This window comes from Vibrio harveyi, from assembly GCF_030060435.1.
Taxonomy (GTDB): domain Bacteria; phylum Pseudomonadota; class Gammaproteobacteria; order Enterobacterales; family Vibrionaceae; genus Vibrio; species Vibrio harveyi.
In genome coordinates, this window is record NZ_CP125876.1 from 1,548,274 (window position 1) to 1,563,043 (window position 14,770).

General features: G+C 43.4%; 14 protein-coding genes. 7 read left to right on the forward strand and 7 right to left on the reverse strand.

Translation table 11 applies throughout. The annotated features are described in order from the left end of the window. Nucleotides 1-17 precede the first annotated feature (17 nt). Together QMY49_RS23470 and QMY49_RS23475 are read right to left on the reverse strand one after the other, a co-directional pair. Nucleotides 18-1,541, reverse strand: coding sequence for an AGE family epimerase/isomerase (locus QMY49_RS23470; protein ID WP_283314710.1), 1,524 nt, complete (start codon nt 1,539-1,541; stop codon nt 18-20). A 99-nt stretch (nt 1,542-1,640) separates the two neighbouring features. Next, nucleotides 1,641-2,186 (reverse strand): sugar O-acetyltransferase, encoded by a 546-nt coding sequence (locus QMY49_RS23475; RefSeq protein WP_283314711.1) that lies wholly within the window; start codon nt 2,184-2,186, stop codon nt 1,641-1,643. 320 nt (nt 2,187-2,506) lie between these two features. On the opposite strand from QMY49_RS23475, the gene QMY49_RS23480 reads away from it, so the two are divergent. The 4 genes from QMY49_RS23480 (at nt 2,507) to QMY49_RS23495 (ending at nt 7,048) form a co-directional block, all read left to right on the forward strand. Continuing rightward, the gene (locus QMY49_RS23480) at nt 2,507-3,652 is read left to right on the forward strand and encodes an AI-2E family transporter (RefSeq protein ID WP_283314712.1); all 1,146 of its coding nucleotides are present in this window, start codon (nt 2,507-2,509) and stop codon (nt 3,650-3,652) included. A 290-nt stretch (nt 3,653-3,942) separates the two neighbouring features. After that, nucleotides 3,943-4,788, forward strand: a complete 846-nt coding sequence (locus QMY49_RS23485) for an enoyl-CoA hydratase/isomerase family protein (RefSeq protein ID WP_005447102.1) — start codon at nt 3,943-3,945, stop codon at nt 4,786-4,788. Nucleotides 4,789-5,230: 442 nt separating this feature from the next. Beyond that, nucleotides 5,231-6,556: a sensor domain-containing diguanylate cyclase gene (locus QMY49_RS23490; protein ID WP_045487225.1), complete on the forward strand. Its 1,326-nt coding sequence runs from the start codon at nt 5,231-5,233 to the stop codon at nt 6,554-6,556. A gap of 141 nt (nt 6,557-6,697) precedes the next feature. Continuing rightward, nucleotides 6,698-7,048 carry a DUF3147 family protein gene (locus QMY49_RS23495; protein ID WP_283314716.1) on the forward strand — a complete coding sequence of 117 codons (351 nt, stop codon included), beginning with the start codon at nt 6,698-6,700 and terminating at the stop codon, nt 7,046-7,048. Here the strand turns inward: QMY49_RS23495 and QMY49_RS23500 are convergent. Then, a complete protein-coding gene (locus tag QMY49_RS23500) occupies nt 7,035-7,874 on the reverse strand; it encodes an AraC family transcriptional regulator (protein ID WP_283316788.1) in 840 nt (279 codons plus the stop codon). The two genes, QMY49_RS23495 and QMY49_RS23500, sit on opposite strands and share 14 nt — an antisense overlap. 108 nt (nt 7,875-7,982) lie before the next feature. On the opposite strand from QMY49_RS23500, the gene QMY49_RS23505 reads away from it, so the two are divergent. After that, the gene (locus tag QMY49_RS23505; RefSeq protein WP_009699010.1) at nt 7,983-8,459 is read left to right on the forward strand and encodes a YHS domain-containing (seleno)protein; all 477 of its coding nucleotides are present in this window, start codon (nt 7,983-7,985) and stop codon (nt 8,457-8,459) included. A gap of 138 nt (nt 8,460-8,597) precedes the next feature. Here QMY49_RS23505 and QMY49_RS23510 read toward each other — a convergent pair whose 3' ends face one another. Next, nucleotides 8,598-8,930, reverse strand: a complete 333-nt coding sequence (locus tag QMY49_RS23510; protein WP_017818757.1) for a PepSY domain-containing protein — start codon at nt 8,928-8,930, stop codon at nt 8,598-8,600. Nucleotides 8,931-9,196: 266 nt separating this feature from the next. Here QMY49_RS23510 and QMY49_RS23515 point away from each other — a divergent pair, with 266 nt between their 5' ends. Continuing rightward, on the forward strand, nt 9,197-10,501 hold the full coding sequence (locus QMY49_RS23515) for a ferredoxin reductase family protein (protein ID WP_230850129.1): 1,305 nt from the start codon (nt 9,197-9,199) through the stop codon (nt 10,499-10,501). A 91-nt stretch (nt 10,502-10,592) separates the two neighbouring features. Here QMY49_RS23515 and QMY49_RS23520 read toward each other — a convergent pair whose 3' ends face one another. Both QMY49_RS23520 and QMY49_RS23525 read right to left on the reverse strand, forming a co-directional pair. Further along, nucleotides 10,593-11,924, reverse strand: coding sequence for an MFS transporter (locus tag QMY49_RS23520; protein WP_050934615.1), 1,332 nt, complete (start codon nt 11,922-11,924; stop codon nt 10,593-10,595). 114 nt (nt 11,925-12,038) lie between these two features. After that, nucleotides 12,039-12,830 carry a CLCA_X family protein gene (locus tag QMY49_RS23525; protein WP_009699013.1) on the reverse strand — a complete coding sequence of 264 codons (792 nt, stop codon included), beginning with the start codon at nt 12,828-12,830 and terminating at the stop codon, nt 12,039-12,041. A gap of 514 nt (nt 12,831-13,344) precedes the next feature. Between QMY49_RS23525 and QMY49_RS23530 the strand changes: the two genes are divergently transcribed. Beyond that, nucleotides 13,345-14,349 (forward strand): metal-dependent hydrolase, encoded by a 1,005-nt coding sequence (locus QMY49_RS23530; protein WP_283314721.1) that lies wholly within the window; start codon nt 13,345-13,347, stop codon nt 14,347-14,349. Here the strand turns inward: QMY49_RS23530 and QMY49_RS23535 are convergent. Beyond that, nucleotides 14,346-14,738 (reverse strand): hypothetical protein, encoded by a 393-nt coding sequence (locus QMY49_RS23535; RefSeq protein ID WP_009699015.1) that lies wholly within the window; start codon nt 14,736-14,738, stop codon nt 14,346-14,348. The two genes, QMY49_RS23530 and QMY49_RS23535, sit on opposite strands and share 4 nt — an antisense overlap. Between the last annotated feature and the right edge of the window lie 32 nt (nt 14,739-14,770).

Here is a 14,770-nt window from a genome sequence, read left to right on the forward strand (position 1 = left end):
ACGCACACAAAGAGTGGTTATGGGGTGATGTTACTAAAGGTCACTGCTTGAATTTCGCCTTGCGCCGTTCGCTTGAAGTTATCCAATTTGCCCTGGAAATAATAAGGCATGAAATCGGATTGCGCTTTGCTCGAATTTGCGTAATACAAAGTCACTGGCTGCTGGTTTAGTGCACCAGACGTTAAGGTGCCAATCAATGCGTGCTCGAATTGATGATAACCATTGCCCCAATGAAACGCTTTGGTTGATTTTGGATCGAGACCGACGCCCCCATATTGATGATCAACCCATGCATCCATAAAAGTACGTGTGGTGTATGGCAGTACATGCCCAACCTCGTTATCCAAAATGGCAAGTGTCATTGCTGATTGGTCAAGCTCCGCCCATTCCCAAGAAGAGCTGCCGTTAGAGTAAGGGCGGCTTTGCCAAGCAGGGATGGATTGATTCGCCCATTTGCTTTGTAATTCGGCAGAGAATAAAGCGCTAACTGGTTCAAACTGTTGTTGATATTGCGCTCGCTCTAATGTCGTTCTCATGCCTTGTTTCGCAAACTGTTTCCAATCGGCATTGTTTATTTGTTCTGCGACAAGGTAAGTCATCCAATACGCTTTAATGGTGTGACCGAAATCGTTATGTTTAGCGTTTGGCTGCATGACGGCTTTGTGATGAATGGCGCCGTAGAAGCGCTGCTCTTTATCTGAGTGATAATGTTCAACTAATGTATCTGTTAACCAAGTTAGATCACTGAGCCATGTCGTTCGGTGTGGTTCTGGTAATAGGGGAGCAACCAAAAGCATATAGCCGTTAATTTGGTCTAATTGTGCAACCAACTCATGCTGTTTTGCACTTTGCTCATCACCATCTTGTAAAACCCAAGCAAGTCCTACTTCATCGTTGAGTCTGTAGTTATCAAAGATAAATTTTTGCTGATCAATAAGCACTTTTTCTACTTGAGGATCGCCCGTTAAGTAGTAATACATTGCAAGTCCAACGAGTGCGTAAGCTTGGTCTTGTGAAGTTCTCTGTGTCCACTTTAAACCAGCTTGTTTGTTTTGTGTGAACGAAATAAAGCCGCCATGCTCTTTGTCTTGCAATTCATTGATTAAGTAATATGCCCCTTGTTTAGCTAACTCAAGGGCTTGAGTGTCTCCAGTCAGGTGGAAAAGAACCCCATAGGCGTAGGTTTGGCGTGATTTCATTCGCGTATATTCACGACCAAAATAGGGAGTAATCCAGCCTCGATCTAACTCATTGCAGACATTAGCTGTATCCAGTTTGCGACCATCGTTGCAGCGGAAAGTGGGGAAGTTTCCAACAGGTTCTCCGTAAGCTTTCTCATCCATCCAGTAAGGGGCTAAGCCAGTTGTGACGTGGTTTAGCCATGTCTGAGTAGATGGAAAGGTCGTTGACGCCGCATTATTTGCAATCGCGTCTTGGGAAACTGTTTCGTGTGAAACTGAGCTTTCAATTGTCGCCGCCAGTGACACCGAACTGGTGGCGAGAGAGAACGCTATTATTAACGACTTTGTCGAAAAAGGCATAAAGCAAGTCCTTGAAAGAAAAGAAAGAGTATATCGGTTGGTGACCTCTACAAACCGTTGAATCTCTCCGGTTTTCTATTCCTTCTGCTGACAAGCTTGTCATTCTTTTTTGATAGAACGAGCAGGGTTACCAGCAACGCGGTCTCCCGGAGCAACATCTTTCGTTACGACCGATCCAGCCCCAATCACGGCTTCTTCTCCAATCGTCACGCCCGGCATAATGATCGCACCGCCACCAATCCAGACTTTATCTCTTATCGTTACAGGTTTTGCAGTTTCATCACCAGCGAGGCGTTGCTCTGTCTCTAAAGCATGTGCTGCGGTATAGATTTGAACTCGTGGACCAATCATCACGTTCGCGCCGATAGTTACCTGCCCGTTGTCTATGATGATGGCGTCCCAATTAATGTAAGTGTGCGAGCCAACTGAAAGGTTGCATCCATACGTCAATTGCAACGGGGCTTGGATACAAGCACCATCACCAAGATTGACGCCTATTTCAACGAGAAGTGCATGACGCTTTGCTGCATTGGGTTCATGGTTGAAGTTGAAAATGCGCTCACATGTGCGCTCCCGCATGAGCTGAAGTTCTTCGTCCAGACAGTTATAAACCTTTCCTGAACGCATAAGTTCGAGTGCTGACATCTTTTTGCCCTTACTGCTTAAATAGTGCAACAAAGTGAGCAATATAAAGCGCGCGTTATACAAGTGGAAATAGAGAACCGCAAAATCAGAATATGGTCACTTAATAACGCTTCTTAACATCGACTTCATAAACAACTCAACATTAAACCGTTGAATGTACGGGAGGTTGTACTAGGTTTTATATGTGAGCTTTGCGTTGCAGAGTGGGGCTCTAAAACATCCACTTGTGTAACGCGTGGACAATGACTGTGCTTGGACAAATTGACACGTTATCCATCATCAGATGATGGGGATATGACGTGAAACCAAAGGGATAAACAGTGAATAATTCAAATGAAAATCTTGAGAAAATACTGGCGAAAGCGTTCACCACATCTTTGATACGATTCTCAATCACGACGCTTATCGTTATTGTGTGCTGGTGGGCATTCTTACCTTTTTTACCTATTTTGCTCTGGGCGTTAGTCCTTGCTATTGCGCTTTATCCAGTCAAACTTGTTATTGAAAGAAAACTCGGATTAAGCTCCGCGCGCTCGGCAACATTGATCGCGATTATTGGTGTGCTGATTCTCGGCACGCCAACAGCAATGGTGGGCAACTCTTTTGCTTCTAAAACCTTAGGTGCGTTTGAGTCTTACCGAGATGGCACTTTGGTAATCACCAAGCCAGCAGACAGTGTGAAAACCTGGTCGTTGGTCGGTGAAAAAGTTCATGCGGTTTGGTATGAAGCAGCGGACGATCTACCAACTTTTATTGAAAAGCGTCAGCCACAAATTAAAGGGTTCTTTAGTTGGTTTGTTGACAGTGCGACAGGTGCGGCGAAAAGTGTGTTTATGCTGATTGGTGCGATTATTATTGCGGGGATCATGCTTGCTTGGGCACAACCTGCGGCTAGGTCGATACGTAAGATCTTCATTAGTTTTACCGATGAAGTAAGAGGTCCGGATTTGCACCAACTTACCACTGCAACTATCAGGCAAGTCGCCGTGGGCATCATTGGTATTGCTTTCTTAACAGCAATGGCATTTGGCGGTGTCGTTGCATTATCCGGCGTACCTGCCGCAGCCTTGTTTACACTTATCGCACTAGTCTTCGCTATCGTTCAACTTCCGGTCACTATTATTGCTTTAGTCGCCGTTGGTTTATTGTGGGCGGGGGACAGCGGAACGGTTCATAACGTGATCTTTACCATCTTACTGATCGCCGCTAGCTTGATTGATAACTTCTTAAAACCATTGATTCTCGGGCGAGGGTTAGAAGTCCCGATGCCTATTGTCCTTATTGGTGCCGTTGGCGGCATGATGTCCGGCGGTATACTGGGTATGTTTATTGGCGCTGCATTCTTAGCTGCTGGTTATCAGGTGTTTATGAAGTGGGTCGATACGGAAACTCAGGACGTTGTTGATGTCGTAGAGAGTGAAGAGTTTCAGGAAGAGAAAACAGAAGCTAAAGAGTCCAAGGATTAAGTTAGTTATGAATAGGCAGTTAGACCGTGGGATCGCACAAGCCCATGTGAAGTGCGCTTGTTGATAGTCATTCGAGCAACTAGAAGGTCGCTGTTCTAGTTGCTTGTGAATGCAAATAATCAGCGCTGGAAACTTAACGATTAGTCGTAAACGGACAAACAACCTTTTAGTTTTCGTAAATACTGTTTCAATTTATAAATCATTGTTTGATGTTTTTCAGAGGCGTAACGTTAATTGCGTTGCTTAAGTAAATCGCAACGTTATGTTTTTATTGGAAAAAGGAAATGGATATGGCTTACGAAGGCTACAAAACATTTACTGCAAAACAAGAAGAAGCAGTTCTTTATGTTACGTTTGATTTTGGAACGGTAAACGTACAAGGGCAGGAAATGTTGACGGATTTGAACGGTTTAGCGCTACGTCTGGAACGTGACCGTAACGTGAAAGTGGTTGTATTCCAATCTGCTAATCCAGAAATTTGGGTTTGTCATTACGACACCGAATTGCTGAAAGAAATGTCGACAGAAGCGGTTTCACGTGAAGAAGCGAAATTGCTTGACCTTCAATCAGTGTTAGAAAGGATCAGCAAGCTACCACAAGCAACGATTGCTAAGTTGGAGGGATTTGCCCGTGGTGGTGGTCATGAATTTGCATTGGCATGTGATATGCGCTTTGCCGCACGCGGTAAATACAAATTTATGCAGATGGAAGTTGGCATGGGCATCTTACCGTGCGGTGGTGGCGCATCTCGGATGGCACGCCAGGTTGGTTTAGGACGTGCTCTAGAAATCATCTTGAGTGCTCGCGACTTCGATGCGGACGAAGCAGAAGCGTACGGCACCATAAACAAAGCGTTGGAGCCTGATGAGATTGGTCCTTATGTTGATGAGTTAGCGCAGCGAATTTCTAAGTTCCCAGCTGAATCTATTAATGCATGTAAGCAAATGGTGTACGAGTCAATCGATAAGCCAATCGATGAAGCGTTGAAAGCCGAAGCTTACTGGCTTTACCAAGCAACCAGCAAAACGCCAGCGGTTAAGCGTTTCCAAATTGCCGATGACCAAGGTTTAGAGCACGATATCGAAAACCAAAGAAACTGGGAAGAACTGGTTATGAAGGTGCAAGACATTAACTGATCATTCATAGCTTGATTGTTGATATAAGATTAAAGGCGAGTTTTTGGCTCGCCTTCAATTGACGAGTAAATTTGGCTCTGCTTGCTGTCGCTCATGTAAACCAGACGATTATCAGTGACAATTCTAGAAAATGGCTAGATTTGTTTGAAAATTCATCAGTTTAGGCATTAAGTTTTTGCCGTGTCGGTCAATATTTTTAATTAATAGAATCGATTGTGTCGATCAATCAAATCGATCGATAGAAATTTACTGTTGATTGATAAAAATATTTATCCGTAACGACACCTTTTGATCATCGAACAGTATACAATTATGCGTATAATCGCCGCTTCTTAAATGCATCAAGTTCAAATCTTGATCAGAATTGCAGTGAATGAAAGCTAAACGGATTTTAGTTGTTGAATTAGGGATAGGGAGAGTGGGTTAATCTAGGACAGTTGTAATGAGTTGGGGCATCAAAGTAGTATTTTTAATTTCGGTATTATTGCTAACGGAATTACTCGCCACAAAACTAACCGCCATCAATAACGAAAAAGAATCTGAACAAGTTATCAGTGCTATCAATAAAGAGATGAAAGTCATCTTTAATGACGCATTGATTACGGCTGAAGTATTGAAAGAAGTTGTGGTGCTTTCTAAGAACCATGACATGTCATCAGCAGAGTTTAATAAACTTAGTCGTAAGCTTTTATCCACTTATACCAATGTGGATGCCTTGTTATACCTTCCAAAAGGGGTCGTGCAATATGCTTATCCCTACGACGAGCATAAAGCGGCAATTGGTCACAACGTTCTTGAAGACCAAACACGAAAACTTGGGGCAAACCAGTCTGTAAACTGCAAGAAAAACACGATTATAGGTCCCGTCACCTTAGTTCAAAATGGTAAGCAAGCATTCATCCTCAGAAAAGGTATCTCAGACGATGCGAATTTCATCGGTTTTTCTTCTTCCGTTATCTATTTAGAATCAATCGTTAGCAAACTAGAGCAAGTATTAAACCAAAACCACGTGAATCATTACTCTGTTGTTGGCTATGATCCTGATAACAGCAACTATTATGACAAAGTGATCAGCTCTAAAGGTGAGATTGATTGTGACATTCATACTGGCGTCGTGACGATTTTTAACACCAATTGGCAAATCTCAATATCGCCAGAGGACAGTGGCTTGATCCCACGAGTGGTTATTTTTGCCACTTTGTTGACGCTACTAATATTGGTGACAACACCGGTGAGGTACTTCAACAAGTTTCGTCATTCAGAAATGCAGCGAGATAGCCTGCAAAATGAAGCGCATACCGATTACTTAACTGGACTCCTAAACCGTCGTGGTCTTGAGACCAAGTTTGAGGTGTTAAGAAAAGAGAATACGGCAGGCTCAATTGCTGTGTTTGATATCGATTTTTTTAAGAGCATTAATGATACTTATGGTCATGAGGTGGGGGACATCGTATTAGCTCAGTTCTCTAAGCTATGCGAAGCAAACACGAGCCATGATTTCACTCTTTCTCGCACTGGTGGTGAGGAATTTATGTTGTTGATGCCAAACACTAACGCTCGACAAGCATACCTATACTGCGAGCGAGTAAGGAAAACAGTGGCGAATACGCCCGTGTTTATCAATGATATGTACATTGATATCACGGTAAGTATTGGGGTCGCCTATTTTGACGGCACAGACTCTCTAAAAGACGCATTAAGAGAAGCGGACCGAGCGTTATACAAAGCGAAAAACTCAGGGCGAAATCAAGTGTGTTGGACTCGTTAAGAATGAAGTCTCAAATAGTATGCCTATAGCTTTACTTGATGTCTGAGAAGACTCACAGATATTAGGTTATCAGCTTGTAAACAAAGCCTTGTTTTTGTTTAACTTTAAGAGCGGAGCGAAGTGAATTGAAGGTGCAATACAATGCTATGGATAGTGACCAAGTACTTAACCACGGCGGCAATCGTCGTATTAATTTCTGAAGTGGCGAAAAGAAGTGACAAACTTGGTGCCTTGGTAGCAGCCTTACCAACCGTGACCATATTGGCGTTGGTATGGATGTATATTGAAGGTCAAGGCACAGAGAAGTTGTCTAACCACGCGTTTTATACCTTTTGGTTTGTTGTACCAACACTGCCAATGTTTCTTCTTTTCCCTTATCTACTGAGCAAGTATACCTTTTGGATTACCTTGCTTATTAGCTGTGTTGTATCCGTAATTTGTTTTGCGATAACGAATTTGATCGCGAAACAATTTGGTATCAACTTGCTTTAAGCTCGTCTTCCTTCTGGCTCTGTATCCATTGGCGAGGTGACATACCAGATATATTTTGGAAAGCACGAGAAAAGCCAGAATAGCTACTGTAGCCGACTTCATCAGAGACCCAATTCAACGGCTTATTTTGCAATAACATCGATTGCGCGACCGATACTCGCCACTTTTGTACATAATCCCCCGGAGTTTCACCAACCACTTGTTTAAAGGTCTCGATAAATTGAGTCCGAGACATCGCAGCGATGGACGCCATTTCATTGATATGAAAGTGACGAGGTGGTAATTGATGCACTTCAGTAATGACATTGGCAAGGCGAGGGTGGGAAAGGGCAGCAAATAGACCGTGCTCGATTTTCTGCTCTTGAATTAAGTGACGGAAGATCAAAGCCATCAGAGTGTCGCTTAGCTTGTCCATCAAAAACTCCTGTCCTACGGAGTTCTTGCTGGCTTCTTGAGACAACATATCTAATACCGGTGTTAAGTTTGGCGCAGCTTCAAAGGGGATGACTATCACGTCTGGTAATACGGACAACAAAGGATTTATCTGACCACCTCTATAATCCACGTTTGCACACACCAATTTACTGTCTTCACCTCCTTCCAATCGATGAGGGGTATTATTCGGCAGATAAATAACGCAAGGTTGTGTGAGCCGTTTTGGATTTTCTCCTGCAGGCGTCAAGATTAAATCACCCGCATTAAGTACATGAAGGTGGCCTCTGTTGTGGTGATCTGATTGAAATGAAGAAATGCCACACAAATGCCCGGAATGGAAAACACCAGTCCGTATTGAGAAGTGTTCCATCAGCTGTGATAACAAGTCCATTTTACCTCCGAACGATTTGCGTATTTTTTTGGTCATTAGTCCCTCTTTAGACCGGAAGAGTCCGCTAATTTATTCACACAAGGTAAACAAACAGACAAGGAGCTTACTATGTCACGCATTAAATCAACTGGTCGAAAACTCACTTTAATGACCGCTTTACTCGGAACCAGTTTTTCATTAATGGCTGCGGATGTAGGCATGAGCGTTGATGCTAATGATCTTGCGATCAAGGGATATGACCCAGTTGCGTACTTTACAGATAATGGCGCAGTGCAAGGCAAGCCTGAATATTCAGCCACTTACAACAATGCTATCTACCACTTTGCTAATGCGGCAAACCGTGATCAATTCAAAACGGATCCACAAGCTTACGCACCACAATACGGTGGTTACTGTGCATTTGGTGTAGCGATGGGTAAAAAGTTCGAAACTGACCCTCAAGCGTGGAAAATTGAAGACGGCAAACTATATCTGAATCTTGATAAATCGGTGCAAAAGCGCTGGTTGGAAGATACACAAGGCTTCATCCAAGATGCCAACTCTAATTGGACAACCATAAAAGTCGTTGACGCTGATAAGCTGTAACTGTCTTCGATAAATTCCTTTCCTACTGTCCGCCTAAGGCGAATCATTTGGTTCGCCTTTTTTCGATGGGCTATTAGAAGGGTGGAATACACAAAGTGAGATTAATAGGAGCGGTTTATATTGCCCTTAACTCACTCGTTATTTATCGACATCGCCAATCACGCCTTCATGTGAAAGATCGCCAGAAAGTTCTGCTTGAACTTCGGCTAGACTTTCCTCTTCCGCCGCAACAATCTTACCTGTGAGAGCATCAACCTCGACTTCGTACGCTTTATCTCCACGTTTAATAAACACATCCCACTGGGTATCAGGTTCATCGTGACGAATGCCTAGCACCTCAACATCTAACGCCCCTAGCGCTGCTTTAATGGCATCTTCTTGACTGATGATTTCTGCATCGGCGGCAGCATAACTTGGCAGGCTTAACACACCAAAAGCGGTTAGGGCGATACATAATATGAGTTTTTTCATTGAGTTCTCCTTAAGCGCTAATTTCATCTGAGAGAGGTCTTTTATTGTCGTCTCCATAGTGTAGGTGACGGTGTAAAAGAAATGTGAATACGGCATTGAACAAGCTCGTCCCGATAGAATTGTCGTACTGCGCCTATCGCTGCGTTAACGAACTTTAGCGTTCAACCCATCCCTGATGGTCTGGAGGGTTCGAGCTATACAAGTTTTTCACACTTCTATTGATAGCTTAGTGACGATTAAAGTCATGATTGGATTGAACTCGTTGTATGAATAGAAATTTGATGCTCAATTTTGGTGCTGTACTCATTACGTTACTTGTCCCTTATGCTGTGTTGCAAATTGGAACTCCAACTCTTGAATGGCCCCTATTTTGGCAGGTGCGCACTTATTTGGTTAACTACAGTGGCATTGTGTCAATGTTGCTTATGTCGTTGTGCGTGATTTTATCTGTTAAACATTGGCCTTTAGAGCGCTGGTTAGGAGGGTTAGATAAACAATATCGATTGCATAAGTACCTTGGTATTTCTGCCGTGTTTTCGGCGTTGTTTCATTGGGGCGCATTTTTAAGTGATGATTTCGCTATGGATTTTGGTTTTGTCGAACCAAAGGATGAGACTTTCCCGTTTTGGAAACTAATAGATGCAATGGGCGACCCTGCTCAGCTTATTGGTGAGTATGGCTTTTACCTTTCCGCTGCGTTTGTTCTGATCGCATGGATTAAAAAGTTTAAGCACAACATCTTCCAACTCACCCACAAAGTGCTTCCGTATTTATACTTGTTTTTAGTTTTACACATGGTGATGTTTTTTGAGGCGAGTCTATGGCTAACCCTTTCTGGAGCCATTCTCTTATGTGTGAGTGGGTTAGCAACGGTAGGGTGCTTCATGACCATCTTTAATTTGAATGGTAAGAAGAAATGCCATGATGCCAAAGTACAAAGTATCAAGCCGATCAGTAATGGCATTGAAGTCATGCTCAAAGTTGATTCAGCGGAGTTTGTTTATCAACCAGGTCAATTTGCCTTTGTCGATTTTGGTGATAACGAGCGCCCACACCCTTTTAGTTTAGCTTCCGCTTACCATCAAAATGGTGAAGTAAGGCTCATGATCAAAGCGAATGGCGATTACACCTCTGCGTTGAAAGGTTCTTTAAAGGTTGGACAAGCTGCGCGTATTGAAGGACCGTATGGACGGTTCAATTTTCAAGATAATGCAGAACGACAAGTTTGGTTTGCCGCAGGCATTGGTATTGCGCCATTTTTAACTGCGATAGAGACAGTTGGTGCAAGCAAAACGGTGTACTTGTTTTACAGCTATCGAGAAGAAGATAAGCCACTTTTGGACGAGCTAAAACAAAGAGCAAAGAAGGCTGGTGTTACGCTATATACGAAGAACACAAGTGTACAAGGTCGATTCAGAAATGCAGAAGTCACAGAGTGTGTAGAAGGTACTAGACATTGCAGTGTGTGGTACTGCGGACCATCAGAATTAGGCAAGACACTTGAGAAAGCATTTGTAAGGTTAGGTTTACCGGCGAAGTCATTTCATCGAGAGTTGTTTGAATTGAGGTAGTTAGAAATCGCTATCTGTTTACACAAAGGCGAACCGTTTGGTTCGCCTTATTTGGTATCTTTAGATGGGGTTGAATCGCCAATATCTGCGGTTAGAAAATGGTCTGCTTCTTATCTTTAAAGTAGAAAAATACGCTGATGGCGATAAACAAGAACGTAAAGTAATAAAAGAATGAAGATAGCGAAGCGATGAAATCGATGTGCTGTGCGATCTGTTCTTGCGTATAGTTTTGCGAGATTAACTTGTAGTAATAGGCATAAAGAATACCAATTGAGCCGTAGCCTAGGTTAAACATTAAACCTTTAAAGCTAAGTACCGTCGCTCGGTTGTGAGATTCCGTTTTCTTGTTGAGATGATAACTAATGAAAATGTTCATCGTCATAATGATGAAGATAAGGATCAACGCCGGAATGACGCCGTAAATAGACCATCCAAGGCTAATCCAATAATACGTCGCCATACTCGCAAACCCCATTATTGCAATGAACGTTTTCGGAGCCATGCTTTCTGCTAAACGACGACTTTGTCCTGCCAACAGAATCTGCAACACACTGATGCCTGCACCAATAAAACCAAAGTAAATAATCGGAATATCAATGGCACGGTAGTACTGGCTATTCATGGTTAAAAACATACGTGATGTATGCTCAAACAAGCTGTAGTAGAGAAGAATGAACAATACATAAGGCGTCGACAATACCCATTTTGCTGTGTTGAAGGTCAGCTTCATACTCTCCATCGTGGACGCTAACTTACTGCTGTTGCTCGGGATGACTTTTTTCGCTTCTCTCATGCTGAATGCCGAGTAGATAGCAATCATTGCTACAAACAAGGTCGCATAGACGGGGATTCTCATGATGTCTTGTGTAGACTCTGGCTCTGCGAATCCTAAGAAATGATAAACGCTTGCCATAAAGTTGACGTCGTACATGGCTGCACCCAAAAGGGTGACGACTATACCGATACTCGAAGACAGTCGAAGTTGGATTTGCAGCACTCGTGGCCACAAATCTTCTTTGCCTTGCTCTTTTAGCGTGTCGTAAGCCAGCGCTTCATCTGCGCCGCTTGCCAATGCCATAGCTAAGCCACTCAACACTCGGTTAATCAAAAATACAATGAAAACAAAAGTGGGATTTCCTGTAGGGACAAAGGCGATCATTGCAATTTCGATGAACATAACTATCGAAGATAGCACCACTAGTCGTTTGCGTCCTAATGTGTCGGCAAATGCACCGGAAGGGACTTCAGCTAGCACGATGGTTGCAGCCCAAACCACGTTGAGCATCGCAAATTGAGACAGTGTTAAGCCGTAATCTAAATAGAGTAGAGTGAACACTGGATAGTAGAATCGCGCAAAGTAGCTGCTTCGGAACATTAAGAAGCAGCGGACATTACGGATTTGCAGAATTTGTTTTAGCGTCATGAAATATCAGCACTTTGAATAATATAAGTTTATGTATAAACCTTTTTTAGTTCTGTGGTAAAGGTCTGTACTGGGAAATCATGATATCTCGTGGCGCATAGTCGCTATTCTTTGCTATCGGCTCAATGCCTCACCAAGCGGTCTGAAATAAGCTTGCAGTGCCTGGTGAATGACTTGGCGATGAGCAATGTCTGGATAGACGATAATGGCGTCCGCCTTAGTTGTGCCGGAAACCAAATAAGAGTTTTCGATGCCCGAGCAAGATTCGACGACGGCTTCAAATGCTCTTGCCATCATCTCCGTAGGTTGAGAAAAGTAACTAGCGCCCATTGCTTTATCCGCTTTAACGCTTCGAGTCACGTAATCGTGCTTATCTTGTCCGTCGGCACTGAGCAAAGTTGTATCGAAAATCTTAAGCAGTCGCTCGTTTAATGGGTGAGGGAAATGCTCTGCGTTATGCAGCCAGCAATCACTGGCAAATATCGTCTTACGTTGTGGACCTGATCTATCACCAATATCAAACGCTTTTTCTGCGATGTAATGGTCGAACGCATGCCAGAACTCATGAGCAAGTGCACCAGCACCTGCATTCTTAGCTAAAGCAAGTTCGCGTTGATTCGGTGCATAATGCGCTTGAACACCTTTACTTCCACCTGTACCGAAGGCGAGGTTCAAATTGCCTCTTAGCCCTATGGCGGAAGGTGGCAACGCTAAGAGATAAGCTAAGTCAGCCAAAGAATCAAAGATCAAGTTTGCAGCGAGATCTTTTTCCTCCGTATTAACCCATTTGCCAATCCGGATACCACCAATGCCAAAGGTCTCTTTAATATCGATGAACGACACTTGCTCCCCATGACGATAGTCAGGACCTTTTCGCGTTTTGTATTTAAAGCTGGTTAATTGCAAGGCATTCCTCGGAATTGGCGTTGATTGAGTTTCCTCAAACTTATACTCAAAAGGTAAGGTGTCAGATTATATACCCAAGTGACTTCAAGATGCAGGATTCAGAGTGTTGTCATTGATTCGAGAGCAAGGAAAACAACGCAGTGTAATAGCCAGCTCTTTCCAAGTTGTTTGACGCAGCAATCGGGTCAATGACACGCTCCCAAAGGGCGAGCTGCCTTGGCTTGTATACTTTGTTGCCGATTCTTGATTTAGACCCACTAAACCTTTAAATCGCCGCCGCGTCTACAAACCAAGTCAGTCTCGCTGAACCTAGCATCTCGAGGTTACTTGGGTATAGCGTAATAGAGGCGGAAGTAACTGACTCCTTCTACACTAAAGGTAGTGCTCTTGTGCAAATAACTCAGAGATTCAATCACTTTGATGCGCTATGTCGTTCCTTTCTCGAGTTCACTAAATACGGATATTTTATGCAGCCAACCTTTCTGGTTTTTAGACAAAATAAAGAACATAGCCGATGGACCCGTTAACTCAAGGACTCGTTGGGGCATCTTTGTCTCAGTCGGCAAGTAAAAAACAGCATTTAGTGGCGGCAGGTGTGCTTGGAATGTTTGCGGGCATGGCGCCAGATTTAGACATTCTGATTCAGTCTTCGAGCGACCCGCTGTTGTTTCTTGAATACCACCGACAATTCACCCATTCATTGGTGTTCATTCCTATTGGTAGTTTGCTCTGTGCATTGGCTTTATACCCAATGCTCGGCAAAAGGTTTGGGTTAGCGTTCAAACAAAGCTGGTGGTATTGCGCACTTGGTTACGCGACACATGGTTTACTGGATGCGTGCACCAGTTACGGCACTCAACTGTTCTGGCCGCTAACCAATGCTCGTTATTCGTGGAATACGGTTTCTGTTATCGATCCTCTCTTTACGCTTCCAATTTTAATTGGTGTTCTGTTTGCGTTCTGGAAACGTAACCCTTGGTACGGGCGAATCGCTTTAATTTGGGCACTCGCTTATCTCTCCTTCGGAGTGATTCAAAGAGAAAGAGCAGAAGAGGCTGGATGGAAGGTGGCTAAAGCAAGACAACATGTGCCGTTGCGATTAGAAGCTAAACCCACGTTCGCAAACACTCTGGTTTGGAAAGTCATCTACGAAGCTGATGGTAACTACTATGTGGACGCCATAAGAGTAGGGACGTACATAAAAATCTATACTGGTGAATCTGTGACTAAATTAGATGTCAGCAAAGATTTTCCTTGGTTAAGCCGTACATCACAGCAAGCCGCAGATATTGAGCGATTCCGATGGTTTTCTGATGGCTTTGTCGTACGAGATCCCAACAATGAACGGCGTATCATTGACGTACGTTACTCACTAGTGCCAAACCAGATAAATGCCTTGTGGAGCATTGAGCTTACGAAAGCTGCTAAGGAAAATGCTCATGTGGCATACACGACACATCGTGATATGTCTGCTGAATCAAGACGAGCATTTATCGATATGCTAAAAGGCGACGACTAGGCGCATTGAAAGTCTTTAACGAGCGTGGGCTTTTTGGAGAAGAAAAGTTTGCTAAACAAGGATTTGTATTCCCACCCAAGAGACAGCAACCTTTTCGCTAAATTTTGGTTTTCGATGATTGCAACTTCAACGCCTTGGTATTGATGTGGATTGCTTTTGATGTAGTTGATAAAAGCCGTTAGCACACCTTGACCTCGTACCGAAGGATCAAACTTGATCGACACTATTGAAAAACGTTGACTGCCGATAGAGCAACGAACAAAGCAATAACCGAGTGGGTGACGGATGGTTTCCGATAGCTCAGGAAAAGGGCGAGTAGCTAAGTCTTGAGACAGCTCGTCGTATTGATGACACAGATGGTGAAAAAGTTGTTTTGCCTCGTTGTTCATAGGTGAGCCTCCTGAGTGTTACGTTTGAAAGC